Annotated in this window: 25 protein-coding genes; 8 read left to right on the forward strand and 17 right to left on the reverse strand. The window is 41.9% G+C overall.

The features are described from left to right. Positions 1 to 2 precede the first annotated feature (2 nt). From nosZ to ACZ5XR_RS26680, 6 genes are all read left to right on the forward strand, one after another. Positions 3 to 1,874: a Sec-dependent nitrous-oxide reductase gene (gene nosZ / locus ACZ5XR_RS26655; RefSeq protein ID WP_464499449.1), complete on the forward strand. Its 1,872-nt coding sequence runs from the start codon at positions 3 to 5 to the stop codon at positions 1,872 to 1,874. Positions 1,875 to 2,121: 247 nt separating this feature from the next. Continuing rightward, positions 2,122 to 2,745: a hypothetical protein gene (locus tag ACZ5XR_RS26660; RefSeq protein WP_464499450.1), complete on the forward strand. Its 624-nt coding sequence runs from the start codon at positions 2,122 to 2,124 to the stop codon at positions 2,743 to 2,745. After that, a complete protein-coding gene (gene nosD, locus ACZ5XR_RS26665; RefSeq protein ID WP_464499451.1) occupies positions 2,742 to 4,085 on the forward strand; it encodes a nitrous oxide reductase family maturation protein NosD in 1,344 nt (447 codons plus the stop codon). The genes ACZ5XR_RS26660 and nosD overlap by 4 nt, the downstream gene beginning before the upstream one ends. Next, entirely contained in the window at positions 4,049 to 4,846 is a 798-nt protein-coding gene (locus ACZ5XR_RS26670) for an ABC transporter permease (RefSeq protein WP_464499452.1), read from the forward strand. Before nosD ends, ACZ5XR_RS26670 begins: the two co-directional genes overlap by 37 nt. Continuing rightward, the gene (locus tag ACZ5XR_RS26675) at positions 4,843 to 5,520 is read left to right on the forward strand and encodes an ABC transporter ATP-binding protein (RefSeq protein ID WP_464499453.1); all 678 of its coding nucleotides are present in this window, start codon (positions 4,843 to 4,845) and stop codon (positions 5,518 to 5,520) included. Before ACZ5XR_RS26670 ends, ACZ5XR_RS26675 begins: the two co-directional genes overlap by 4 nt. After that, on the forward strand, positions 5,517 to 6,419 hold the full coding sequence (locus tag ACZ5XR_RS26680; RefSeq protein ID WP_464499454.1) for a FixH family protein: 903 nt from the start codon (positions 5,517 to 5,519) through the stop codon (positions 6,417 to 6,419). The genes ACZ5XR_RS26675 and ACZ5XR_RS26680 overlap by 4 nt, the downstream gene beginning before the upstream one ends. Positions 6,420 to 6,623: 204 nt before the next feature. Here ACZ5XR_RS26680 and ACZ5XR_RS26685 read toward each other — a convergent pair whose 3' ends face one another. Continuing rightward, positions 6,624 to 6,857, reverse strand: a complete 234-nt coding sequence (locus ACZ5XR_RS26685) for a hypothetical protein (RefSeq protein WP_464499455.1) — start codon at positions 6,855 to 6,857, stop codon at positions 6,624 to 6,626. Positions 6,858 to 7,011: 154 nt separating this feature from the next. Continuing rightward, the gene (locus ACZ5XR_RS26690; protein WP_464499457.1) at positions 7,012 to 7,674 is read right to left on the reverse strand and encodes a DNA alkylation repair protein; all 663 of its coding nucleotides are present in this window, start codon (positions 7,672 to 7,674) and stop codon (positions 7,012 to 7,014) included. Between the two features lie 276 nt (positions 7,675 to 7,950). Here ACZ5XR_RS26690 and ACZ5XR_RS26695 point away from each other — a divergent pair, with 276 nt between their 5' ends. Beyond that, positions 7,951 to 8,097, forward strand: a complete 147-nt coding sequence (locus tag ACZ5XR_RS26695) for a hypothetical protein (RefSeq protein WP_464499458.1) — start codon at positions 7,951 to 7,953, stop codon at positions 8,095 to 8,097. 35 nt (positions 8,098 to 8,132) lie between these two features. Here ACZ5XR_RS26695 and ACZ5XR_RS26700 read toward each other — a convergent pair whose 3' ends face one another. The 9 genes from ACZ5XR_RS26700 to ybaK form a co-directional block, all read right to left on the reverse strand. After that, positions 8,133 to 9,119, reverse strand: coding sequence for a sugar ABC transporter substrate-binding protein (locus tag ACZ5XR_RS26700; protein WP_464499459.1), 987 nt, complete (start codon positions 9,117 to 9,119; stop codon positions 8,133 to 8,135). Between the two features lie 19 nt (positions 9,120 to 9,138). Next, positions 9,139 to 10,077, reverse strand: a complete 939-nt coding sequence (locus tag ACZ5XR_RS26705) for an ABC transporter permease (protein WP_464502447.1) — start codon at positions 10,075 to 10,077, stop codon at positions 9,139 to 9,141. A 26-nt stretch (positions 10,078 to 10,103) separates the two neighbouring features. Continuing rightward, positions 10,104 to 11,600: a sugar ABC transporter ATP-binding protein gene (locus ACZ5XR_RS26710; protein ID WP_464499460.1), complete on the reverse strand. Its 1,497-nt coding sequence runs from the start codon at positions 11,598 to 11,600 to the stop codon at positions 10,104 to 10,106. 15 nt (positions 11,601 to 11,615) lie between these two features. Then, the gene (rbsD, locus tag ACZ5XR_RS26715) at positions 11,616 to 12,017 is read right to left on the reverse strand and encodes a D-ribose pyranase (RefSeq protein ID WP_464499461.1); all 402 of its coding nucleotides are present in this window, start codon (positions 12,015 to 12,017) and stop codon (positions 11,616 to 11,618) included. A 1-nt stretch (position 12,018) separates the two neighbouring features. Further along, positions 12,019 to 12,951, reverse strand: a complete 933-nt coding sequence (rbsK, locus tag ACZ5XR_RS26720) for a ribokinase (RefSeq protein ID WP_464499462.1) — start codon at positions 12,949 to 12,951, stop codon at positions 12,019 to 12,021. A 15-nt stretch (positions 12,952 to 12,966) separates the two neighbouring features. Continuing rightward, positions 12,967 to 13,968 (reverse strand): LacI family DNA-binding transcriptional regulator, encoded by a 1,002-nt coding sequence (locus ACZ5XR_RS26725; protein WP_464499463.1) that lies wholly within the window; start codon positions 13,966 to 13,968, stop codon positions 12,967 to 12,969. A gap of 235 nt (positions 13,969 to 14,203) precedes the next feature. Continuing rightward, complete coding sequence (locus ACZ5XR_RS26730) at positions 14,204 to 14,683, reverse strand: transporter (protein ID WP_464499464.1); 480 nt, start codon at positions 14,681 to 14,683, stop codon at positions 14,204 to 14,206. A 66-nt stretch (positions 14,684 to 14,749) separates the two neighbouring features. Next, positions 14,750 to 15,850: a PRK06851 family protein gene (locus tag ACZ5XR_RS26735; protein WP_464499465.1), complete on the reverse strand. Its 1,101-nt coding sequence runs from the start codon at positions 15,848 to 15,850 to the stop codon at positions 14,750 to 14,752. Positions 15,851 to 15,997: 147 nt separating this feature from the next. Further along, positions 15,998 to 16,474 carry a Cys-tRNA(Pro) deacylase gene (ybaK, locus tag ACZ5XR_RS26740; RefSeq protein ID WP_464499466.1) on the reverse strand — a complete coding sequence of 159 codons (477 nt, stop codon included), beginning with the start codon at positions 16,472 to 16,474 and terminating at the stop codon, positions 15,998 to 16,000. A 176-nt stretch (positions 16,475 to 16,650) separates the two neighbouring features. On the opposite strand from ybaK, the gene ACZ5XR_RS26745 reads away from it, so the two are divergent. Beyond that, positions 16,651 to 18,438, forward strand: a complete 1,788-nt coding sequence (locus ACZ5XR_RS26745) for a TIGR04190 family B12-binding domain/radical SAM domain protein (protein ID WP_464499467.1) — start codon at positions 16,651 to 16,653, stop codon at positions 18,436 to 18,438. A gap of 189 nt (positions 18,439 to 18,627) precedes the next feature. Here ACZ5XR_RS26745 and ACZ5XR_RS26750 read toward each other — a convergent pair whose 3' ends face one another. The 6 genes from ACZ5XR_RS26750 to ACZ5XR_RS26775 form a co-directional block, all read right to left on the reverse strand. After that, the gene (locus tag ACZ5XR_RS26750) at positions 18,628 to 19,335 is read right to left on the reverse strand and encodes an ABC transporter ATP-binding protein (protein WP_464499468.1); all 708 of its coding nucleotides are present in this window, start codon (positions 19,333 to 19,335) and stop codon (positions 18,628 to 18,630) included. Then, positions 19,335 to 20,117, reverse strand: a complete 783-nt coding sequence (locus tag ACZ5XR_RS26755) for an ABC transporter ATP-binding protein (protein WP_464499469.1) — start codon at positions 20,115 to 20,117, stop codon at positions 19,335 to 19,337. Before ACZ5XR_RS26755 ends, ACZ5XR_RS26750 begins: the two co-directional genes overlap by 1 nt. After that, complete coding sequence (locus tag ACZ5XR_RS26760; protein WP_464499470.1) at positions 20,092 to 21,066, reverse strand: branched-chain amino acid ABC transporter permease; 975 nt, start codon at positions 21,064 to 21,066, stop codon at positions 20,092 to 20,094. The genes ACZ5XR_RS26755 and ACZ5XR_RS26760 overlap by 26 nt, the downstream gene beginning before the upstream one ends. 14 nt (positions 21,067 to 21,080) lie before the next feature. After that, positions 21,081 to 21,959 carry a branched-chain amino acid ABC transporter permease gene (locus tag ACZ5XR_RS26765; protein WP_464499471.1) on the reverse strand — a complete coding sequence of 293 codons (879 nt, stop codon included), beginning with the start codon at positions 21,957 to 21,959 and terminating at the stop codon, positions 21,081 to 21,083. 103 nt (positions 21,960 to 22,062) lie between these two features. Next, complete coding sequence (locus ACZ5XR_RS26770) at positions 22,063 to 23,241, reverse strand: ABC transporter substrate-binding protein (RefSeq protein WP_464499472.1); 1,179 nt, start codon at positions 23,239 to 23,241, stop codon at positions 22,063 to 22,065. 285 nt (positions 23,242 to 23,526) lie between these two features. Then, positions 23,527 to 24,672, reverse strand: a complete 1,146-nt coding sequence (locus ACZ5XR_RS26775) for an MFS transporter (RefSeq protein WP_464502448.1) — start codon at positions 24,670 to 24,672, stop codon at positions 23,527 to 23,529. Positions 24,673 to 24,866 lie beyond the last annotated feature (194 nt).

Here is a 24,866-nt window from a genome sequence, read left to right on the forward strand (position 1 = left end):
GAATGAAGAAATGGATTCCAATCGCTTCGGGTTTTGCTGCTGGATTCTTGGCCGCAACGATCTCCTATGCTAACTTCTCTTCGGGAACAAATACCGCAGCAGTAAGCAGCACCAATAAAAGCGATGCAGAAAAAGTTTATGTCCCATTTGGGAAAAAAGATGATTATTACTTAATCGATTCCGGCGGTCACTCTGGTCAGTTATTTGTATACGGTGTGCCATCGATGCGTGAAATTCGTACGATACCGGTCTTCTCACCGGATCCGGCAACAGGATACGGCTTTGATTCCAGAACCAAAAAAATGCTTGGCGGCTATACATGGGGAGATCTTCACCATCCAGCCCTTTCCGAAACAAACGGTGATTACGATGGTAAGTTCCTGTTTGCCACAGACGTAGGAAACAGCCGTGCAGCGGCCATCGATTTAAGCACTTGGACAACAAGAGACATTATCAAGGTTCCGAATACAGCCGGTCCGCACTGTGCGGCCTTCGTTACGCAAAACACAGAGTACATGTTCCTACCAACTCGCTTTGCGGTTCCGCTAGGACAGAAATATGAATCGCTTGATAATTATCATTCCAAATACCGCGGCGTCATGAGCGCGTTAACGTTTGACCAGAAGAAGGAAAAGTTAAATATCGCTTATCAGGTTGCCCTTCCACCATGGTCCTATGACTTATCCGACGCTGGTAAGAAAAGCTCCGGCGATTGGGCTGTTTTAACCACTTATAATACAGAAGAAGCAACAACAACAGAGGAAATCAATGCATCACAGGCAGACCGTGACTACATCGTTCTTTTCAACTGGAAAGAGCTTGCGCAAATGGTGAAGGAAGGCAAGTACACTGATGTTAACGGCCAAAAAATGATTTTCCCTGAAAAACAAAAAGGCGGCATTTATTTAGTGCCGGTTGCCAAATCACCACATGGTGTTGACGTTACGCCTGATGGCAAGTACTTCATTGCCTCCGGTAAATTGGCACCTTCGATGACCGTATTCTCATTTGAAAAAGCATTTAAGGCTATTGCTAACAAAGATTTTGCCGGCACAAGAAATGGTATTCCAGTTTTAAATTACAAATCTGTCATGCAGCGTGAAGTTAACCCAGAAAACGCTCTTGGACCACTTCATACACAATTTGATAACAAAGGTATGGCTTATACCACGATGTTCATTTCTTCTGAAATCGTGAAGTGGAATCCAAATACTGGTGAAGTATTAGACCGCGTGCCAGTTCAATATTCTCCAGGACACTCTGTTGCTGCTGAAGGTGACACAGTTTCCCCTGATGGACATTGGCTCGTTGCACTGAACAAGCTGTCAAAAGACAATTTCTTATCTGTTGGACCTTCACATCCGGAAACGATGCAGTTAATTGATATCAGTGGTCCGAAAATGAAGGTTGTTGATACAGTTCCATCTAATCCTGAACCGCACTATGCGCAAATGATTAAGGCCGATAAGATTCACAGCATTAACGTTTATCCGAAGGATCCGAATAATAAGGATGCGGTTTACAAAACATCGGATACACGAATTGTCCGTCATGGAAACACCGTCGAAGTTTACGGTATCGCGATGAGATCCCGATTTGTCTTTGACCATAAAGCCAAACGGCCTGACACAATCGAGGTCAATCAAGGTGACCATGTCATTATCCACTTAACCGACATCGATTTCGATGAAGATATCACCCACGGCTTTGCGATTAATGACTACAACTTGAACATGGAAGTTCAGCCTGGTGAAACGAATACACTTGATTTTTATGCCAATAAAGCTGGTACCTTCCCGCTTTACTGCACAAACTTCTGCTCTGCGCTACACCAAGAAATGAACGGTTATTTCCTTGTAAAACCTAAGCAATAACACATTAGACACAGCATCTTACCCAGATGCAAAAACTAGGACACTTAGATGTAAGGGTATCAATTTAGAAGATTGATACCCTCATCCATTTCACGTTTTCACTAGAATTGTCTAGCTGCAGCGCCTAGCCCCTCGAGGTCGCTTCGGTCCAGCCGATGAAGTCAAAGAACGACTTCACCGTCTGGCCCTCCAGCGCTTGTCGGGGCTGACCAAGGCGCTTCCGCTTTTCTATATAGGAGTGGTTAACTTGAATGCTATTCACAAAAAATTATCGGTACCTTCAAAGAATAAAAACGAAAAAGCTGATTCACACAATAAATTATCGATTATTTCTTCGTTAATAATTGCTGTTTCGGCTGTCTTATTTGTGATTTCCCTTCATTTCCCATGGTGGAAGATGCTGTTTATTGCACCTCAATACCCGGAAGGATTAAACATTATCGTTTATCCGAATAAGCTTGAAGGACAAATCGATATTATAAACGGGCTGAACCATTACATCGGGATGAAGAATTTCAGTGCAAAAAACTTTCCCGAATTGTCGTACCTCTCCTACCTTGGTTGGGGATTAGCAGCCTTTACACTCTTAACGGCCATTTTAAGAAAAAAACTGGTTCTTTATATCCTAATTGTCGGGCTTATTCTTGGCGGCACACTTGGCGTTCTTGATCTTCATAAAGCCCTCCATGATTTTGGAACCAATCTCGACCCGCATGCACCAATAAAAATTGCCCCATTTGTTCCGCCGATCTTAGGGCAAAACCGAGTCGCCAACTTTATTACACATAGCTCTCTCGGCTATGGCGCTTACTTTTTAATAGCAGGCTTTATGCTGCTATTGATTCCTTTATGGAAGGATCGAAAAAAATGAAAAAATGGACGCTTCTTCTTTTCGTTTTTTCTCTCTTTTTCCTTATGAAACCTGAGAAAAATTTGGCAGCCGACAACTTGCAATCAATCATCGACTCCACGAAAGAGGGAGCGGTATTGAAGCTTGAAAATAGAACCTATGTCGGCGATATTGTCATCAAAAAACCAATGACCATTATCGGCGCAGCGAACACCGTGATTAAAGGGGACTTCACTGGGAATGTCATCGAGGTGAAGGCACCGCATGTGCACTTGAGCCATCTCAAAGTAACCGATGGCAGCATGGACCGCAACTCCAGTGAGGAATATGCCGCAATCAAGATTTATACGAATCATAATCTGATCGAACACATGGACATCCGCCGCTCTTTTCACGGGATTTATTTAAGCAAGGCTCACTATAATACCATCCGCTATAACCATATTACAGGGATGGGTAAAGGCGAAATTGCCGGTCAGGGAAACGGGCTAAATGTGTCCTATTCACATGATAATGTCCTTTCTCACAATACCATTGAAGGCACCCGTGACGGGATGTACTTCATCTACGGGAATGGCAACAAAAGCTACAGCAACAAGATTAGCAACACGCGTTACGGTCTGCATTACATGTATTCGGATAACAATGTTTTTAAAAACAATATTTTTACGATGAACACCGGCGGCGCCTCGATCATGAACTCGAACCATCTTTACTTGGAAAACAACCAATTTATTATCAACTACGGAAATCAGTCCTTTGGTCTAATGCTCTTGTCAGCAAATGACAATAAAATCGAAAACAATACCTTTTACATGAATCAACGAGGTTTATATATTGATCAAGCAACGCGAAATCTATTTCGCCACAATAAAATCATTCAAAACCAAATTGGCGTCGAGCTTTGGGCCAGCTCCAATGAACAGACGTTTACGTTAAACCAAATTACCGAAAATACGATTCCCGCAGTGACTCTTGGAGGACAAGGAGAAAACAACGCCTGGAGCCAAAATGGCAAAGGAAATGACTGGGGTCGGGGCTTCCCCCTTACCGATTTAAACCAGGACGGCATCGGGGATTTTCCGATAACCTATCAATCTTCGCTTCATCAACTGATGGAGGATCAGGAATTAACCAGTTTATTTTTAAAAAGTCCTGCACTTTCTATCTTTGAAAAAATGAATGCCCTCGTGCAGGGAGAAGACGTGATGTTTAACGATCCGCACCCACTGGTAGGAAGCGCAAAGAATAGCCACACCACAGCAATTGTCATTGTAATCGCACTGCTCGGAGTGCTGATTTTACTAAAGGGGAGACATCAACTATGCAATACATTTGGAAGGAATGGAAGGAAAATATAAGGGGTAAAGGGCTTTGGCTCAGTTTAAGCATCATTGTTCTCATTTCTGTCAGCATTTTGTTTCGTTCCAGTGCCCTTTCATTTGATAAAGGCTTCTATATTCTCTTAATCAATTTATTCGATTCAATCATTTATTTCATCCCGATTCTCTGCTTGTTTATCGGCGCCTTTTCGATTTTTCAAGAAAAGGAACAAAAAACGTTAATCATGCTGCTAACGAAAAGAGACAGCTATCCAAGCTTTTTGGTCAAGAAAAGCCTCGGTCTCTATACCGTCGTTCTTGTTCCATTATTGATCTGGTTCGTTCTTTATCTAGCTTTCTTAAAATTTAACTTTCAGCTTGATATCAAAAGCTATTTCATCTTTATTGCGGCAATTGTCACGATGGCCCTTGTGTTTATCCAAATGGGCGCGGCAATTGGCAGCTTCAGCCGTTCCAGAATGCAAATTATCGGCTATACGATTTTTGTCTGGTTTTACTTTTTCTTTTTACATGATTTTATCATGCTATCCTTTCTTCCACATGTAACCCATGAAAATGTAAACCTATTTTCGAGCGCATACTTTTTAAATCCGCTTCAGGCGGTCCGGATGTTTTTAGAAACAGGAATGGGCGTTTATTCCTTCGGCCATATGTCGCGCCTCCTTCAGGCCTTCATGTGGACGAAGCCAGTGTTCTTCCTATTAGGAAATCTCGTATTCTGGTTGATTGTTTCAACGGCCGCTGCGATCCTATTTCACCGCAAGGAGGGCTTTGAATGATTAAGGTAACGGATTTAATCCAATCCTACGGAAAAAAGACGGTTCTCGATTCGATTCATTTAGAGGTAAGCAAGAATGAAATTTGTGCCCTTGTCGGACGAAACGGTGCCGGTAAATCAACATTCATTAACAGCCTGCTTGGACTTCTTCCCGTCAAAAAGGGAACCATTTCGATTAATGGCATTGAAGTCACCAAGAAAAATCAGGAATGGAAAAAGGCGATTGCCTACCTGCCCGAAAAATTCATGCTTTATCCGATGTTAACCGGCCTTGAAAATATGACCTTTTTTGCCGAGGCGGTTTCAAAGACATCGGATCAGATGCGGATTGAGCAAGTGTTGAATTCGGTCAGCTTATGGGATGACCGCAATGTCCAGGTCAAAGAATATTCAAAAGGGATGCTGCAGCGCCTTGGCCTTGCCATCACGCTTTATCAGGATTCAAGCCTGCTGATACTGGATGAACCGACAAGCGGCATTGACCCAATGGGACGAAAAGAAATTTTAGACGTGCTAAAGTCGCTGCATGTTAAAACAATCCTGCTTTCTTCCCACCATCTTGATGAAATCAAACAGGTTTGTACACATGTTGCCTATTTAAATAATGGAAAAATGGAAAAATACTCGGTAGAGGAATTTTTAACCACTCACAACTTAGGAGGGATGGAATCGTGAAGAAATCACTCATGCTGGTGATCCTGCTATTGATTGCCGGGCTCGCGGGCTGCAGCTCAAGCCCCGATTACAAAATTGATTTTACAAAGCCACTTTATTTTCATCAGGATAAGGCTGCCCCTTTTAAAATAAAAGTAACCGAAAACACAAAAGCCGTAACCGGCCTTAAGGTGAAGGCGGCATTTACGATGGCCAATATGGACCACGGCACTTATAATGCGACGTTAACAGAAGGACAGAACGGCACTTATTCAGGTAAAGTAAAGCTACCAATGACCGGAAAATACGAGGCCGACTTAACGTTTGAAAAAGGCGGCAAGAAAACGGAACAAACCGTTGACCTTACGGTGAAAAAGCCCGCTGGTGTGGCACTGATTAATGGAAAATGGATTACCAATGACGATGTCGACTTCTATAAATTTATCAATTATCTGCAGCTTGCGATCAACCGTGAGGCCGCACACAAGCAATTCAGCGGCAAAAAGCTTGATGAAGAATTGGCCTATTTGAAATCACAGGAAAAAATGGCTGAAGATAAAAACCAAATCCTAACGCAAATCATCCGCCTGCGCGCCATGGGCTTAATTGCGAAGGAAAAAGGCTATACCGCAACCGATGCGGAAGTAACCAAAGAGTTAACCAAAGCCCGTGAGCAGTACAAAACGTATAAATCAGCTGAAGCGATGATTAAAGCCCACGGTGAAAAGAAATTCTGGGATATCGAAAAACAGCAATATACGTTAATTGTCCTAACTAAAAAAGTACAGCAGGAATTACTCGCCCAAGCTAAAAAAGAAAATCCAAAAGCAGGCATCCAAGAAATCGATTACGAAGCCCAGCAAAAATATGAAGACCTGCTCGTGTCCCAAGTGAATTCGTTAAAAATTGAAATTCTATAGAAAAAAGGCCTCACGCGTTGTGATGGCCCTTTTTTACTTTTGGAAAGTGTAGGTTTTCTATCGGATAGTGTCGGGTTACTCTCGGATGCAGTGCGGTTACTCTCGGATACGCGGCTTTACTCTCGGATAGCCTCTCGTTACTCACGGTACCGTGCGCTTACTCTCGGATACCGCGCATTTACTCTCGGGAACCACTTCCGAATCCTATTCATCCGGCGTGTTTATGATCTTGATCGTTTTAAAGCCAAGATTGATTTTATAATTCAAATTCCAATTGCTGCCGAGGATTTCGACCTCATTTTCCTGTAAGGCAAACCTTAGTGCCACATCGTTGTCTTCATCAATAAGGACATAGCCATTTTTATTGGAGTAAACTTGGTAGGAAGCATGGGCAATCAGTGTCCATCCCTTTTGCAATTGGTTACTTTTTGTGCTCATGTGAAACCTTCCTTTTTGTAAAAATTATATATCAAAGCTATCCATATGTTAATTCAAATCCACCCAATTTTTTCCGGGGAAGTCCCCTTCCATCGATATTGTTGCTGACAATATACAAAATGGAATTATTAGAATATTCTCGCCCAAATTCAGCTTATACATACTTGCTGCCTTCCCGGACGCTTAATGGAGCAAGCTGATGATTTTCAATAAATGCTTTAACGGAAGCCGGATTGGTTTTGGAATACTCCCTTAATGCCCAGCCAATTGCCTTTTGGATAAAGAATTCCTTGCTGTCGGCATTTTTCTGTATGTATTGATAGAGAAGATGCTCATTTGTTTCCTGTTTATATTTTAGTTGAAAAAGGATAGACGCTCGTCTCAGCCACATGTTCTCATTCGTAGACCATTTATCAATCGTTTCACCAATCACTTCCGGAAACCTTTGTGCAATGGCTCCGACAGAGTTTGGGGCGATCGTATCCACCGTGTCCCACCACGATTTCGTGGTGATCAAATTTTCTATGAATCCTAAATCGGATTTTTGCAGCCTTTTCAATGATTTTCCGATATAGGTTAAGGCGGTATATTGGTATTCCCGTTCCGGCATTTCCCATAGCTGTAAAACAAAATCCTTGTTAAACGGCTCTTTTAAGAGACCCGTTTCGTTAAAGAATTGCTTTTCCAGCTCTTTTCGTTCCGGCATCTTAATCCCCAAAAACGGAAGATGGTTCTTCATATATTTTTCCATAGGTCCTGAATTGGCCACATTACGGCTTTTTTCAAATAGATTTGTAATCAATTCTATATACTGCATTGGCCATAACCTCACATTTTCCATTTGTTTCAATTTTAATATGGACAAATCTTGTTTTGTACATGTTTTTGGTAGTTTTGTACATGATTTTGCGAGTTTTGTACATGTTTCCGAAAGGTTTGTACATTTTTACGGCAGTTTTGTACATTTTACCAAATTGAGGGATTAAAAAGATACAACTCAATAAGAATTTTATCTCTCAAGACCACTATCACCATACATAAAGAAGGTAATTATAGAAAAAATAATAGTAGCCATTTAGAAAGGAGTTTATTTATGACCAAAAAGTTTAATAAAGGCAGCAAAAATCAAAATGCCCCTCAACTGGGAAATGAGTTTTCCAGCGAATTTATGAGCGGTGACAGCAGCAAAGGAAATAAAAAAAATGTAAAGAGCCAGAAAGCCAAAACAAACCCACAATAAAAGGTGCCGGAACCCCGGCACCTTTTATAAGGTAATTAATCTTGCGGATCGCCAATTTGTTTTAGGTGATCCCAATATTGACTAACATTATCTTTATTTACAAGCTGCCCTTCTAATGTAGTTGCTGCTTGAACTTTCTTTCCATCAAGGATGTCTTTAGCGATGTCAGAAACTTGCATTCCTAAATAGAATGGTGATTCGGCATTTGTTGCTGCCAATGAACCACTTGTAATGCCGTCTAATGCATCCTTAATACCGTCATTTCCAACGACAAGAACTTTTCCAGTCAGATTACGAGCTTTTAATGCAGAAACAACCCCCATCGCCATTTCGTCATTCGCTGCATATACTCCATTTACATCCGGATGTGCCTGGATGAGGTTAGTCATAACATTAAGCGCTTGCGCACGGTCAAAGTTTGCCGGTTGTTTGGCAACTACTTTAATATTAGGATATTTGGCAATTTCATCCTCAAATCCCTTGCTGCGATCTTGTGCCACGTTTGTGCCCATAATTCCTTGGATTTCAATGACATTTCCTTTTTCATTTAATGATTTTGCTAAAGCATCAGCTGCTGTTTGGCCAGCTTTAATGGCATCGTATCCAATAAAGGTTTCTAAATCGCCGCCATCCGGCTTACGGTCAAATGCATAAACTGGGATTTTAGCTTGGTTGGCTTGTTTAATCGATGCAACAATCGCGTTGCTATCTACAGGATCCACTACGATCGCAGCAGGCTTTTTCAAGATATCGGTTTGAATCAAGTTTAACTCTGTTTGGTTATCATTATTTGCATTTTGAATAACCAAATTGAAACCTTGTTTTTTCGCTTCTGCTTCCGCACCATTTTTTAACGAAACAAAGAATGGATTGTTAAGTGTACTGATAATCATATCTACTTCTTTACTACCTGAGGAAGAAGCCGTTTTTGACTTTCCATCAGTATTCGATTGAGAACTGCACCCTGCAAGGATTCCTCCTACTAATAAAGCACTTAAAGCTCCGGCAACGTATTTCTTCATTTTGAATACCTCCAATGTTTTAGGCAGATTTTTTAAAGCTGGCAATACGAGCAAGCGATGACAATGACTTCATATTACGGTCCAGTAACACTGCTAAGAGGATAATCACCCCTTTCGCTACACCTTGATAGAATGCTGATACATTCAATAAATTCATTCCGTTATCTAAAACGCCCAAAATGATTGCTCCAATAACTGTCCCAATCAAACCGCCTTTCCCGCCGGTTAGGCTTGTACCACCAAGAATAACGGCAGCAATGGCATCCAATTCTAATCCGCTGCCAGATGTTGGCTCAGCAGAGTTTAAGCGGGAGGTGATGATAAAACCAGCGATGGCTGATAATATTCCAGCCATAACAAATGACCATAGTTTCACTTGTTTTACGTTAATACCTGATAAACGGCTAGCTTCTTCATTTCCTCCTGTTGCAAAAACATAACGGCCAAAATGTGATCTGTGTAATAGAATCCAAAATACCGCATAAAGAATAATCATTAACCAAACAGGGAATGGAACCCCTCCAATAAATCCCTGTCCGATAAAGGAGAATGATGTCGATGAAATCGAAATAGGATTTCCTTGTGTATAGACAAGAGTCAAACCTGAGAAGGCTGTCATCGTTCCTAAAGTAGCAATGAACGATGGCAGTTTTCCAACCGTTACCAACAGTCCATTAATTAGTCCTGCGACAAGTCCTACAAGCAGTCCTATTAATAAACCTACTATTAAATTTCCATGTGAGAGAAATCCTGCCGTAATCGCTGCTGATAGTCCGAGAACCGCACCGACAGACAAATCAATCTCTGCAAGAATAATAATGTAGGTTTGTCCAATCGCAAGAATCGCCGTTACAGCAACCATTAACAAGATATTGAGCAGGTTGGTGATGGTTAAGAATACCGGTGATAAAAATGCTGCAATGATAACCAAAATGATTAAGACAACGAGTGCCTGCATCTCTGAAAATAGTACTCGGATCGCTTTCAATGTGCTCCCCCTCTTAGTGCATAATGCAGAATATTATGTTGGGTGATGGAATCTCCCGTCAGCTCTTGAATGACGCTGCCTTCCCGTAATACAATCACCCGGTCGGACATCGCCACTAATTCTGGAATATCGGAACTTACGAGCAGGACTGAAATGCCCTGAGCCGTTAAATAATTAATGACTCGATAAATTTCGGATTTGGCACCAACGTCTACCCCACGTGTTGGCTCTTCCATAATGAAAACTTTCGGGCCGGTCATCATCCATCTTCCAAATACGACCTTTTGCTGGTTTCCGCCGCTTAAACTGCGGACCGCAATATGTGGTGATGCTGCTTTTACGTTCACCTGCTGAATAAAATCATCGGATACTTTCTGTTCTTTTCTCCGATTTACAATGCCAAAACCACCTGAAAATTGCTTTAGAGATGATAGTGAAAGATTGTTATAGATTGATAGATCCATAATTAATCCTTCCTGCTTACGATCCGCAGTTAAATACGCTATTCCTTGCTTAATCGCATGAATAGGGCGATTTAATTTGATAGATTTTCCATCTACTGTCATATCGCCGGCATCTATCTTCAGATCACCAAACAAAGCTTTTAATAACTCCGTTTTCCCTGAGCCTAAGAGACCTGCAATCCCAAGTACTTCACCTTTGGCAATATGGAAGGAGACATCCTCGAAGTACGGCGTTTTCGTCAGCCCTCTTACAACAAATCGATTGACTGATGGATCTGTATTGTGTTCCTTTGGATAAAAATTATCAACTTGTTTTCCAACCATCGATGTGACAATTTGTTTTTGATCAACCTCTTTTATGGGTGCTTCCAAAACTAACTGTCCATCTCGCAAGACGACAATTCGATCCGCCAATTCAAAAATTTCATCCAGTCGGTGGGAAATATAAATGACTGAAATTCCTTTGCTTTTAAGTCGGCGTATTTGATCAAATAATCGATCGGTTTCTTCTTTATTTAAAGCAGCGGTTGGCTCATCCATAATCAAAAGCTTTACTTCTTTAACCAAAGATTTGGAGATCTCAACCATTTGCTGTTCAGCTACCGCAAGGTGTGAAACCGGGATTCTCGGGTTTATATTCAGCCCCATATCCCCTAAAAAGGCTTTTGCATCTTCGAACATTTTCTTCTTGTTGGAAAGGAACTTCCCGTACCGTTTCTTTTCATCGACAAGAAATAAATTTTCTGCAACGGTCAAATCTCTCATTAAATTCATTTCTTGATATATCATTCGGATATTATAGGCCATTGCATCCTGCGGGGTATGAAAAGTTACCTGCTGTTCGTCAACAAAAATTTGACCGGAATCAGGGTGTAAAGCACCTGACAAGATTTTCATGAGCGTAGATTTTCCTGCTCCATTTTCTCCCGCAAGCGCAACGACTTCGCCAGGTTCAATGTTTAAGCTGATTCCTTTTAGTACATCGTTATCCCCAAAGCTTTTTTTGATATGCTCGAGACGAATGCTCATTGGAATACCACCTTTCTAGTACGCAACTCCCGCCTGCAAAATGATGTTAGCATATGGTGTAAACTCACCGGATCGAACTGCTGCCCGTGCAGACTTTGTCGTTTGCTTAAATTCCACATGCGGAAGATAAACGACTTCTAAATCCTCTGGAAAAAGTGCCAAAATTTCTTCATGCATTTCCGGGCTGATGGTTGGTAATTCTTCGGCAAGAATAATTTTTTCTACCACTACTTCACTTAAAACTGCTTTTAACACATCTAAAAACTTTGGCAGATTTGGCTGAATGGTAAGGTCTACTCGTTCTACCTCCTGAGGGATCGGCAGTCCAGCATCCGTAACGACTATGTAATCCGTATGTCCTGTTTCCGCAATAACTTTTGATAGCTGCGGGTTGAGAATTCCACCTGTACTTTTCATCTTATAATCCCCCGTTCATTAGTTTGATGACTTCATCTTTTGTCGGCAACGAAGGCTGTGCCCCGATTTTTGTAACAGTCAGCGCCCCTGCAGCCATCGCAAATTGGACAGACTCTTCAATGGTTTTCCCTTCAGAAATACAAGCCCCAAGCGTTCCTGTAAAGGCATCGCCAGCAGCCGTTGTATCTACAACCTCTACATTAAAAGAAGGGAGGTGGCGCTCGGAATTGGCATCAGCGATTAACACACCATTTTCGGCAAGGGTGATAATAGCCAGCTTGACACCCTTTTCTAATAGAATCGCAGCTGCTTTTTTCGCTGTATCCAAATCAGAGACTTCAATGCCGGTTAATGCCGAGGCTTCCGTTTCATTCGGTGTGACGATATCAACATATTGATAAAGTTCATCCGGGAAGGAAGCAGCAGGAGCCGGATCGAAAATAACGGTAAGGTCTCTCTCCTTTGCTGCTTTTGCCGCATACACAACGGTTGGAACTGGAATTTCCAACTGCAATAAAAGGGTGTTGACACTTGAATTTGAAGCAAAGAAACGGTCCACCCGTCCTGGATTTGTTTGGTTATTGGCCATTGGCACAATCACAATATCGTTATTCCCTGTATGATCCACTCGGATATGAGCCACACCTGTTTTTTGATCTGCTAATTGATCTATAAAATCAGTATTCACACCATGTTCATGGAGACTATCAAGTACGACGTTCCCAAAGGCATCCGTGCCAATACAGCCAACCATCCATGTGTTTACTCCCATTCGCGACGCCATGGCAGCTTGATTGGAACCCTTCCCTCCGGAGACAATCGTTAATTCTTCTCCTAAAACGGTTTCACCGCGCCGCGGTAAGGCCGCCGCTTTTGCTGTCACATCAGTTGTCATACTGCCAATAACTGCTACACCATTTTTTTGATTCTCCATATGAACACTCCCTTTTTATCGATGAATCGATTCAGAACCCCGCACAATTAAATGCGGTGTCATAATGACGGTTCGTTTTGCCATTTCTGGATTTTGAATACGCTGCATCAGCATGTCTGCTGCACATTCACCCATTTCACGCATCGGTCTTGAGACCACCGTTAAATTTGGCTTCATCAGCGTTGCGATTGGAAGATCGTCAAACCCAATCACTCCAACGTCTGTCCCTATTTGGAAGTTGCTATTATGAATCGTTTCCAACAATCCAATTGTCATTAAGTTATTACTGCTAAGAATCGCTGTCGGGGGATCAGGCATCTCCAGCAGCCGTTTTCCTAATTGGTAGCCTGAACCTTCCCGGAAATCCCCTATCTGAATATAATCCGGATCCCACTCAATGCCAAAATCCTCCAAGCATTGTTTAAATCCTTCAAATCTCTCTCTGCCTGGTGTACTATCCATCGGTCCTGTAATAATGGATAATTTTTTATGCCCTTTTTGAATAAACAGTTTTGTCGCTTCATAGGTTCCACGTCGATTGTCAACCAATACACGATCGCAATCAGCACCAGGGGTATCACGATCAATTAAACAAATGGGAACGCGGCTGCCAATCCGGTCCAGCCAACCCGTTTTCACTCTTGCAGGAGTTAACAAAATTCCACTGGCCTGATGCTCAAGAATCGTTTGCAGAAGTTCATCTTCCCGTTCCTCCGTATCATTTGAGCCTCCGAGGAAGGTGGTATAACCATATTCCCTGACAGCTTTATCCGCTCCGCTATACACCGCGGCAAAGAATGGATTTTCAACGTCAGGAACAATCATGCCAATCAGCTTTGTTTTTTTAGAGGCTACACTTCTGGCTAATACATTGGGAATGTAATGAAGCTCCTCCATTGCACATTCAATTCGCTTTTCTGTTTCCGGCCGGACACCGCCTAATTTATTTATTACTCGGGAAACTGTTGCAACTGATACTCCTGCAAGTTTTGCAACATCCCGTATAGTTGAACTCAAGATTAACACCACCTGTAAATGTAACCGTTTAGATTTTAGTATTTTAATAATGTTATATATGTTACATTTTTACTAGATTTCATATATTTATAGCTTTTTTCCCATATGAAACCGCTATCATTTGTCTTTATCATATCAAATTATACCAATTTTCGTCAATATTCAAAATCTAAACGTTTACATTTTTGTTTTACTTTCACTAAATTAAAAAGTGCCGGAACCCCGGCACCTTTTTTTATTGACAGCTAAACGAGCGGATTTGTCTTAGATCCATTCCGTAATATTGCCAGTGATTGCCTCGCCAGCGGTATCCTGCAATGGAGGTTCTGCCAACATAGGTTGGATAAAACCAAAAGCTCCTGCCGTTGTTTAGCCAAATATAGGTGTAGCGATATAAACAATGCCTGATTCCGCCAGGATCAACCGCATATGCTCCAACTGTTTCATGAGGGATGAAGGATGGCGGCGGTGCAGTTGGCGGCCCGTCATGATGTCCTCCCCCATGATGCGGCGGGAATCCATGATCGAAGCCTCCCCCGTGCGGCGGCGGTGGCGGTGGCGGCGTAAACCCATGGTGGCCACCCCCGGACGGCGGTGGTGAGGTTGGGAAACCGTGCCCAGGCACAACCCCTTGCTGTCTCAGAGCATCTTCATAAGGATTTTGTGATAGATAGCCATATCCGAAATACGGATAATAAAAATAATTCAAGGACATTACTCCTTTCTATCTAGATTCCTTTTAAAGTATGCACTTTGCCTATTTTAGGTGATAAGCCAGCAACTAGCTGTTTATGGACTCAAGCTCATTTATTTCCCGGCCAATTCTGGCTTGAATTTTTTCAACGACAGTAAAATCCATGGCAGAAATATAGATGTCTTCGAGGTCATCATGCAAAGCCTTGGCTTTTGCCAAATAGGATGTAGCTTCTGTCATTTTTTCTTTATACTGAGCAGAAATTTTGCTGATAAACTCTGCAAAAGTATCATCTGTCCCTGATGCAATCAAGATTTCGTACATATCAATAATCTCGTCACCGTCCCGGCTTGGGAAATACTCGTGAGGGGCTGTGCTGTCAAAAATTGCAATGCCAAGCTCCCTGAAAATCACCATATCTAAGCTGTTTGGATCAAAGCCGCAGTGGTAAACCTCTGCATCGACACCTCTTGTTTCAGCAGCAGCTGCAAGCTTCTTCAGCATTGTCGACTTACCGGAGCCGGGACGGCCTTTAATAAAATAACGCTTTGGTATTTCTTCCGTTAAATTCGGAACAAAATCAACAGCTCCCATTGGTGTTGCCGCGCCGAGGAACCGATGGCGAATATTGGCTTCTTTATTCAGCTTTATTTTTCCAAAAAAGCTGTCAATTAAATTATTGGTCAATTGATCGGCTTTATCGAAGTCCATGTTGCTAATGTAGATTTTCTCCCATTCATCATGGATGTCTAACGCTTCCTTAAAAGTAGCGTATGCGGTCTGGAAGGATTCACTTATTTGTTTGGTCAGCCGTTGAATTTTTAGCTTATGCTGGGAAAGTTTAGCTCTGTCCCAAGCTTCTCCAAGATTAATATATTCCTCGACAGCGCCAGGCGCCTTTGGTTCAATCACATGCGGTGCCGTGCCATCGACAATCCCTACTTTTAAGGCAGGGATAATTAAACCATCAATTGAATTGTTATCTGAAGAGCAATGCAGTAATTCAATATCATAGCCTTTTTCAACAAACTCGTTGCCAAGCTTTTTCATTAAAGAGGATTTTCCGGTTCCAGGTCCGCCTTTTAAAATAAATAAACGGTCAAGCCCTTGAAGATTGGAATCAAAAAGACTATGAAATCCCCTGGCCGTATTGCCGCCGGCGAAGTAATTTTTAATTTTTCCAGCCACTTGTTGACACACCCTTTATCGTGGTTTCAACCTATCATATTCAAAGTCATGATATAGGTGAGTGCCTATTTTTTATTTTGGCTGGACCTCCGCTCAGGGCACCCGCTTTCCCCGGTGAAGTCCGGGAGCATCCTCGGCGCTCCTTTGCTATTTAATTAAATCAACAAATTCAGCCTTTGCCACTTCTTTTATATCCTCAGGCTTTAACACAATTTGGACGCCAATTTTCCCGCCGCTGACGGCAATGGATGAATGCTTCATGGCGCTTTCATCAAGAAAAGTTTGATATTCCTTTTTCATCCCGATCGGAGAACAGCCGCCTCGTATATAGCCAGTCCACTTTTGGATATCCTTAACAGGAATCATTTCAACCTTCTTCTCTCCAGTCACTTTGGCTGCTTTTTTCAAATCCAGCTCTTCTTCTACAGGGATAATAAAAACAAAAATGGCCTTGCTCGCTCCTTGGGCCACAAGGGTTTTATATACTTCTTTTGGATCTCTGCCAATTTTCTCAGCCACAGAAATCCCATCAATTTTTCCATCTTTGTTATCGTATGTATGCATCTCATATGAAATCTTTTTGGCATCGAGAATGCGCATGGCATTTGTTTTGGCTTGTGCCATTTTCATCCACCCCTTACCGACAAATTTTATAAATTTATTATAGCAGGAAAAAAATGATCCTCAGGGTTCTTTTCGATAGAATCACCTAAAAATTGTCACTTCTTTGTCACTCACTGAAACAAAAATTATTGTAAACTAAAGTGAATTGGAATAATTTACAATAGAAGGTGACTTGGATGAAATACGATTTAGTTTTGTTGCATGCACCAAGTGTTTATGATTTCCGCAAAAATTCCCTCCTTGCAGGACCTATTAGTGACGTGGTACCGTCATCACCGGTCTTTGAAATGTATCCCATTGGACTGACCAGCATCGCTGATTACCTGGAACGGTATGGGCTAAAGGTGAGAATTATCAATATTGCCAATCGGATGCTGATGAATCAAAACTTTGATGTAGAAAAAAAATTGCGCGGCCTTCATACAAGTGCTTTTGGAATTGATCTACACTGGCTCCCCCATGCCCATGGCAGCATTGAACTCGCCAAAATTGTGAAAAAACTCCACCCAGAAACTCCCATTATTTTTGGCGGACTATCCGCAACCTACTATCATACAGAGCTCATTGAATATCCATGCGTCGATTTTGTGATGCGCGGTGACTCCACTGAAAAGCTTATGCTCCTATTAATGAACAAAATTGAAGCAGGAAATACCCACTACACAGATATCCCGAACCTCACCTGGAAGAACGGCAACGAATACGGCTGCAATCCGCTTACCTATGTCCCGAAGGATCTGGATGAGTTTGATGTGCCTGGCTACCGGTATACCATTCGTTCCGTGTTCAAGTATCATAGTTTCCTAGACCCGCTGCCCTATAACGGCTGGCTGCAATACCCTAACACGGCTTTACTCACAGCGAGAGGCTGCACGCAAAACTGCCTCATCTGCGGTGGTTCAAGGGATGCCTATCACGAAAATTGCAAACGAAATGCCCTTGCCTTAAGATCACCGGCGAAGCTGATCGAAGATATTCAATTTATCCAGCGCTTTAGCCGCGCACCTATTTTTATTCTCCATGACCTCCGGCAGGGCGGTCCGGAATATGTGGATGAATTTTTTAGCCGTCTTAAAAAAGTCAAAGTAAAAAATGAAATTGTCTTTGAATTGTTTCAATATGCCGATGAACTATACTTTGAAAAAATCAATGAAAGCGTTCCAAAATATAGTATTGAAATCACGCTTGAAACCCATGATGAAGATTTGCGGCGTTTAAACGGGAAATTTAACTGTACCAATCAAAAGGTCATTGATACGCTAAATTTCGCATTAAAACACGGCTGCAAAAAAATAGATTTATTTTTCATGGTCGGCATACCCGGTCAGACCTATGAGAGCGCCTTAGAAAACATCGAATTTTGCGAGCAAATTCATCTTGACTGCGGGCAGAATCAACGACTCTATTACTTTGTTGCTCCGCTTGCACCTTTCCTTGATCCGGCAAGCCCGGCCTTTGAGCATCCGGAACGGTACGGCTACAAAAAATTCTGCCGTACGCTTGAAGACCACCGCAAGGCGATTGCACAGCCTTCCTGGAAGCATATGTTAAGCTATGAAACCAATGAAATGACAAGAGACGATATTGTTAAAGCCACTTATGAGGCGGCAAACCGGCTCAATCAATTTAAGCTGAAATATGGGCTAATCGATCCAGCTGGTTTCCTTGATATTGAGAAGAAAATTGAAAAATCAATGACTTATATTGATAAAATTGATCAGCTGCTCGCCCTTGCCGAAGAGAAGCAGGCTGGGGAATTAGCGAAGATTAAGAAGGAAATTGAAGAATTAAACCGCTATAGCATTTGCGGGAAAAATGAATTGAAATGGGAAGTCACGAAGAACTATGCGGATGTATTTTCACTTGCCTCGGTGGGATTAGAGCAGCTTTTTGAGGATTACGCGATAAAAATCAGACATCAATTGAGCCCGAAACAACGGGAGCAGGTGGATCTGGACATATAATAATAAATGGTTGGTCGAGGACACTTCGGTCTAAAAATCTACGACTTGTGTCCTTGAACGCATGCCTCGAGGACACTTCTGTTAAAAAAACTGATGCTTCTATCTTTGAGAGCCTGGATCGAGAGCACTCTGGTCTAGAAAAATAATATTAATGTTGAAAAAGGGGTATCGACATCGATACCCCTTTTCTTAATGTCCGCCCAAATAGGCCATTTTGATTTGATCGCTCTGATTAAGCTCTTGAGATGAGCCGGAGACGACAATCTTTCCGGTTTCAATGACATAGGCACGGTCAGCAATCGATAACGCCATATTCGCGTTTTGCTCGATCAGCAATATGGTCGTTCCGGTTTGATTGATTTCTTGAATAATTTTAAAAATCGTTTTCACTAATAATGGGGCAAGTCCCATTGACGGTTCGTCTAAAAGTAAAAGCTTAGGGCGTGCCATCAAAGCGCGGCCCATGGCGAGCATTTGCTGTTCTCCACCTGAGAGCGTGCCGGACAGCTGTTTCTTCCGCTCATGAAGGCGAGGGAAAAGCTGATAAACTTTTTCAAAGTCTTCACGAATGCCTTGTTTATCATTCCTTAGGTATGCGCCTAGTTCGAGGTTTTCCTCAACGGACATATTAGAAAACACACGGCGTCCTTCTGGAACATGGGATAAACCAAGCTTCACAATCGACTGCGCCACTTTGCCGCCGATGGCTTTTCCTTCAAAAAGGATCTCACCCTTTTTCGGCTTTAGTAATCCTGAAATTGTCTTTAACAAAGTACTTTTCCCCGCACCGTTCGCACCGATTAATGTAACAATTTCACCCTGATTGATATCTAGGGAAACACCCTTTAAGGCATGAATATTACCATAATATACATCAATATCATTTATTTTTAACATTAAGAGACGACCTCCTCACCGAGGTATGCTTTGATGACTTTAGGATTATTCCTAATTTGCTCAGGGTTACCTTCAGCAATTAGCTGACCGGAATCTAGTACATAAATGCGTTCACATACACCCATTACAAGACCCATGTCATGCTCAATTAGTAAGATGGTTAACGAGAATCGCTCGCGAATTAATGCGATCAATTTCATCAATTCTTCGGTTTCCTGCGGATTCATCCCGGCAGCCGGTTCATCAAGAAGCAGCAACTTAGGATTTGCCGCAAGCGCACGGGCAATTTCGAGCCGGCGCTGTTGACCGTACGGCAGGTTCTTTGCCTTTTCATGCATAAATCCTTCTAGATTAAAAATCTTTAGGAATTCAATGGCCTTTTCTTCCATTTCCCTTTCCCCGGAAAAATGGGAAGGGAGGCGAAAGATCGAGCTCAACATGGAATGCTTCGCAAGCGAATGATAGGCAACCTTTACGTTATCGAGAACTGATAATTCACTGAACAAGCGAATATTTTGGAAGGTACGGCTGATTCCTTTTTTGGTAATTTTATAGGGAGCCAGGCCATTTAATTTTTCCCCGTCTAAATTAACACTTCCTTCTGTTGGAACATAAACACCTGTCAAAAGGTTAAAGAAAGTAGTTTTACCAGCTCCGTTTGGTCCAATTAATCCAACTAATTCGCCCTGCTTTAATTCAAGGTTGACGTCTGATACTGCTTTTAATCCGCCAAATCGGATTCCTGCATTTTCCACTTTAAGCAACGGTTTGTTTGCTTGCATCTTGAACTCCTCCTTTAACGGATTTCCGGCCTTTAAAGAAAGAGGTAATTTCTTTCGTTCCTAATAATCCTTGTGGACGGTAAAGCATCATCACGATTAATACTAAGCTGTAGATAACCATTCGCAGTTCCGGGAAGTCTTGTAAGTAGGTTGAAATGATCGTTAAAAGGATCGCTGCAATGACAGCACCTGACATACTGCCTAAACCGCCAAGCACAACAAAGATTAAAATATCAAATGATTTCAAAAATCCAAAGTTTGTCGGCTGGATGATATAAAAGTTATGTGCATATAACACACCGGCAATACCGGCAAAAAATGCGCCGATCGCAAAGGCTGCGACCTTATAATAGGTGGTATTGATCCCCATGGCATCGGCCGCGATTTCATTTTCACGAATGGAAATACAAGCACGACCATGTGTAGAATTAGTAAAGTTGACGATAACTACAATGGACACCAGCACGCAGGCAAACAACCATGGCCATGTGGTGAGGTGGGAAACGGTCATCCCGCTCGCGCCACCGATATAATCAATATTTAAAAAGATAATTCTGACAATCTCTCCAAAGCCCAGCGTGGCAATCGCAAGATAATCTCCTTTTAAACGAAGACTTGGGATGCCAATAATAAGACCTGCAATAGCAGCTGCGACACCTCCGACCAATAAGGCAATCGGGAACGGCATCGAAAACTTCATGGTCATTATGGCAGAAGCATACGCCCCAATTGCCAGAAATCCGGCATGGCCAATGGAGAACTGACCGGTAATTCCAATGATTAAATGCAGACTTGCTGCAAGAATAATATTAATTCCAATATTAAACAATGTATTTACATAGAAGATGTTTAAAGTTCCGCCATTGATTAGAACTTGTGTTACCACTCCGAAGATTACGGCTAAAACGATTGAGCCCCAGAATCCCTTAGCTTGTTTTAATATTTTCATCGTTTAGCCACCCCCTATACTTTTTCCCTGATATTTTTTCCAAAAAGACCGGCCGGGCGGAAAATCAGGATTAAAATTAAAACCACGAATGCTACACCATCACGCCACAATGAGAAGCCAAATGCACTTACGAGCGACTCAATTACGCCCAGCACAAGCCCACCCGCCATCGCACCAGGGATGATGCCAATTCCGCCTAATACAGCGGCAACGAATGCTTTCAATCCTGGAATAATCCCCATTAGCGGGTCAATTTTCGTATAATACATGCCAAAAATAACACCAGCGGCACCAGCAAGTGCCGATCCAATCGCAAAGGTTGCGGAAATCGTATTATTAACATTTATCCCCATTAACCGCGCAGCATCCATATCATGAGAAACCGCACGCATTGCTTTCCCGATTTTGGTTTGGTGAACCATAAACTGAAGCAATAGCATTAAAACAATCGATGTTCCCAAAATGAGCAAGGACTGTCCGCTGATGATTACACCAAATACTTTAATATCCTTAAATGGAACAAGATTGTCGGGATATGCCGCTAATTGTGCCCCGCGGACATAAATGGTCCCGTATTCAATAAAGAGTGATACCCCAATCGCGGTTATAAGGGCTGCAATCCTAGTCGCATTTCTTAATGGTTTATACGCAATCCGCTCAATAAGGACTCCGATAATCGCACAAACCACCATGGAAATGATTAAAGCCAGGAAAAAATTTAAATGAAAAACAGTAATTGAATAAAATCCAATAAATGCCCCAATCATGAAGACGTCTCCATGAGCAAAATTGATAAGTTTTACTATACCGTATACCATCGTGTACCCTAAGGCAATCAAAGCATAAATACTGCCCAAGGAAATGCCGTTGACTATCTGCTGGATATATTCCATCCTATACACTCCTTCAAAAGGACATTCAACTATTTTGATTTTCAATTCTCTATAAATTGGAATAGGGAGACATAAATTCTCCCTATTCTTTTAGTTCATTATTTTATTGAGGATTAACTTTTGTTCTAAATGTTTGTTTGCCGTCTTTGTATTCAAGGATAACAGCTGATTTAATAGGATTATGTTTTTGATCAAGTGTCATTGTTCCAGTTACAAGTGAAAGACCTTTTGTCTCTGCAAGTGCTTTTTGAATTTTTTGCGGGTCAGCACTGCCGGCACGTTTGATCGCATCCGCGATAAAGTTAGCTGAATCGTAACCTAATGCATTGAAGGCATCTGGTGCTTTCGAATATTTTGCTTGGAATGCTTTTACGAAATCTTGTACTTTTGCATCTGTATCACCAGAAGAATAGTGGTTGGTGATATACGTATTATTTAAGGCAGCAGCTCCTGCTAAATCTACAAGTTTAGGAGAATCCCAACCGTCAGCACCGATAATTGGAACATTGAGACCAATTTCGCGGGCTTGTTTAATAATCAGCCCCACTTCTTCATAATAACCAGGGATAAAGATAAATTCAGGATTTGCAGCTTTGATACGTGTTAATGTTGCATGGAAATCAGTATCCTTGGCCACATAAGCTTCTTTGGAAACAACTGATCCGCCGTTTTTAGTTAAATCGGTTGTGAAGGAAGCCGCAAGACCTTTTGCATAATCGCTTGCATTGTCAATCATGATGGCAGCTTTTTTCACTTTTAGTTCATTTGTTGCAAAGTTAGCTGCAACCGTTCCTTGGAATGGATCGATAAAGCATGTACGGAATACGAAATCATTTAACTTGCCATCTTTAAAAGTAACATCTGGGCTTGTTCCAGAAGGAGTCAAGATAGGCACTTTATTACCTTGGGCAATTTGTACTTGCGCTAATGTATCACCGCTTGTTGCCGCACCAATGATCGCGGATACTTTATCTTGGCTGACAAGCTTGATGGCGCCGTTTGCTGCTTCTGAAGCATCGGATTTATTATCGACACTAACAAGCTCTAATTTTTTTCCATCGATTCCTTTTTTATTGATTTCAGCAATTGCCAAGTCAATACCTTCTTTAATTGATTGACCGTAAGAAGCTACACCGCCGGATAGTTCAAGGTTTGCTCCAATTTTAATTACTTTATCTCCGTTTCCCCCGGCATTTCCACTAGTTGAAGCACTACAGCCGGCCATAACACTTGCCGCAACCAAAAATGATGCGATAACGCCTGTTACTTTTTTCTTCTTCATAAGTCTACCCCCTGTTTGTTTTTTATCTTACTGTTCCTAATAAAAATAATATTCTGAAAACATTGTACAAAATATATCTCTATAAGTCTAGTAAAATTGTCCATTATTTTAAAATAGTTTTGAAAAAAGACAATATTTAAATTATTACGGTTTCCGTAGTGTTTTTATCACGTTACCGTAGTAAAATCATGTCAAAACCTGTTTTTTCTTGAATTTCGAATAATTCTGATATTATTTATAAAGTAAAAAAAGAGACTCCCGTAAAAGAAATCTCTCCTTAAAACATTATACTAATTCTTTTTTCTTTGTCTCTTTACCTAAGAAAAAGACTGCGACAGCCCCGATTAAGACAGCAATACAGAAGATGGTAAAGATCGTTGGAATGGACATTTTCTGTGCCACCCAATACCCGACTAAGAGTGGACCGAGCACGCCGCCAATTCGGCCAAATGAAGCAGCCATTCCGGTTCCGGTTCCGCGGATGATGGTTGGGTACTGTTCAGGGGTGTAGGCATATAAGCCGCCCCATGCCCCAAGATTAAAGAAGGATAATAATATTCCGGATCCCATTAAAAGGGCCGTTGTGTTGGCTGTTCCAAAGAAATAAGCGCTTATAGCGGTACCAATTAAATAGACGACCAAAACAAATTTTCGTCCGAACTTTTCAATTAACCATGCCGCTGTAAAATAGCCGGGCAGCTGTGCCAATGTCATAATTAGGACATATTCAAAGCTCTTAATTAGGGTGAAACCTTTTAAGACCATGACGCTTGGAAGCCATAGGAACATTCCGTAATAGGAAAATACGGTGCAGAACCAAACAATCCACAGCATGGTGGTCTGCCGGCTATAATCTTTAGAAAATAATTTGGCAAGACCCTGTGAGGCAGAGATCTTTTCTTTTTTCGTTACCGACGTAAAGCGGGGTGAATCAGGCAAACCTAAACGTAAGTAGAGCACATATAATGCCGGAATTGCACTAATGAGCATGGCTACCTGCCAGCCGAATTTTGGAATAATGAAATAGGAAATCAATGCGGCAATTAACCAGCCAACCGCCCAAAAGCTTTCTAATAAAACGACCGTTCTTCCGCGCTTTTCAACCGGTACACTTTCGGAGACAAGTGTCGACGCGACTGGAAGTTCACCGCCAAGCCCCATCCCAATGAAAAACCTTAGTACAAGGAAAATCGTGAGTGTTGTGCTGAAGGCTGATGCTCCACTGCAAACGGAGAAAATCAAAAGGGTAATCATAAAGACATTTTTCCGGCCCATTCGGTCCGCCATTAACCCAAAGATTAAGGCACCAACAGCCATTCCGATTGAATTGATACTGCCAATCCAGCCCATTTGCTCAGGGGTTAGCTTCCATTGCTCTTTAAGCGCCGCAATGATGAAGGAAAGCATTCCCACATCCATGGCATCAAACATCCAGCCTGTCCCGGCAATGGCAAGCAATTTCCGGCTGGAGGCATCTTTGTTTATTGCTGCCCCTCTTTTATAAATATCCTGTTCGTTGATCACATCGTTCCCCCCAGTTAGAGATTCATTAATAAAATTATTCCCATTAAAAGTAGTTTTAGGTATGAAAAGTGCATCTATTGCCATTTAGTATTTTAACACGT

This window comes from Neobacillus sp. Fa239 (assembly GCF_055395235.1).

What these genes read in the sequence shown, in the direction of transcription:
- nosZ (WP_464499449.1), top strand. Translation starts at nt 3, where the DNA reads ATGAAGAAATGGATTCCAATCGCTTCGGGTTTTGCTGCTGGATTCTTG.
- nosD (WP_464499451.1), top strand. Translation starts at nt 2,742, where the DNA reads ATGAAAAAATGGACGCTTCTTCTTTTCGTTTTTTCTCTCTTTTTCCTT.
- ACZ5XR_RS26670 (WP_464499452.1), top strand. Translation starts at nt 4,049, where the DNA reads ATGCAATACATTTGGAAGGAATGGAAGGAAAATATAAGGGGTAAAGGG.
- ACZ5XR_RS26675 (WP_464499453.1), top strand. Translation starts at nt 4,843, where the DNA reads ATGATTAAGGTAACGGATTTAATCCAATCCTACGGAAAAAAGACGGTT.
- ACZ5XR_RS26685 (WP_464499455.1), bottom strand. Translation starts at nt 6,857, where the DNA reads ATGAGCACAAAAAGTAACCAATTGCAAAAGGGATGGACACTGATTGCC.
- ACZ5XR_RS26690 (WP_464499457.1), bottom strand. Translation starts at nt 7,674, where the DNA reads ATGCAGTATATAGAATTGATTACAAATCTATTTGAAAAAAGCCGTAAT.
- ACZ5XR_RS26695 (WP_464499458.1), top strand. Translation starts at nt 7,951, where the DNA reads ATGACCAAAAAGTTTAATAAAGGCAGCAAAAATCAAAATGCCCCTCAA.
- ACZ5XR_RS26700 (WP_464499459.1), bottom strand. Translation starts at nt 9,119, where the DNA reads ATGAAGAAATACGTTGCCGGAGCTTTAAGTGCTTTATTAGTAGGAGGA.
- ACZ5XR_RS26705 (WP_464502447.1), bottom strand. Translation starts at nt 10,077, where the DNA reads ATGCAGGCACTCGTTGTCTTAATCATTTTGGTTATCATTGCAGCATTT.
- ACZ5XR_RS26710 (WP_464499460.1), bottom strand. Translation starts at nt 11,600, where the DNA reads ATGAGCATTCGTCTCGAGCATATCAAAAAAAGCTTTGGGGATAACGAT.
- rbsD (WP_464499461.1), bottom strand. Translation starts at nt 12,017, where the DNA reads ATGAAAAGTACAGGTGGAATTCTCAACCCGCAGCTATCAAAAGTTATT.
- rbsK (WP_464499462.1), bottom strand. Translation starts at nt 12,951, where the DNA reads ATGGAGAATCAAAAAAATGGTGTAGCAGTTATTGGCAGTATGACAACT.
- ACZ5XR_RS26730 (WP_464499464.1), bottom strand. Translation starts at nt 14,683, where the DNA reads ATGTCCTTGAATTATTTTTATTATCCGTATTTCGGATATGGCTATCTA.
- ybaK (WP_464499466.1), bottom strand. Translation starts at nt 16,474, where the DNA reads ATGGCACAAGCCAAAACAAATGCCATGCGCATTCTCGATGCCAAAAAG.
- ACZ5XR_RS26745 (WP_464499467.1), top strand. Translation starts at nt 16,651, where the DNA reads ATGAAATACGATTTAGTTTTGTTGCATGCACCAAGTGTTTATGATTTC.
- ACZ5XR_RS26750 (WP_464499468.1), bottom strand. Translation starts at nt 19,335, where the DNA reads ATGTTAAAAATAAATGATATTGATGTATATTATGGTAATATTCATGCC.
- ACZ5XR_RS26755 (WP_464499469.1), bottom strand. Translation starts at nt 20,117, where the DNA reads ATGCAAGCAAACAAACCGTTGCTTAAAGTGGAAAATGCAGGAATCCGA.
- ACZ5XR_RS26760 (WP_464499470.1), bottom strand. Translation starts at nt 21,066, where the DNA reads ATGAAAATATTAAAACAAGCTAAGGGATTCTGGGGCTCAATCGTTTTA.
- ACZ5XR_RS26765 (WP_464499471.1), bottom strand. Translation starts at nt 21,959, where the DNA reads ATGGAATATATCCAGCAGATAGTCAACGGCATTTCCTTGGGCAGTATT.
- ACZ5XR_RS26770 (WP_464499472.1), bottom strand. Translation starts at nt 23,241, where the DNA reads ATGAAGAAGAAAAAAGTAACAGGCGTTATCGCATCATTTTTGGTTGCG.
- ACZ5XR_RS26775 (WP_464502448.1), bottom strand. Translation starts at nt 24,672, where the DNA reads ATGTTTGATGCCATGGATGTGGGAATGCTTTCCTTCATCATTGCGGCG.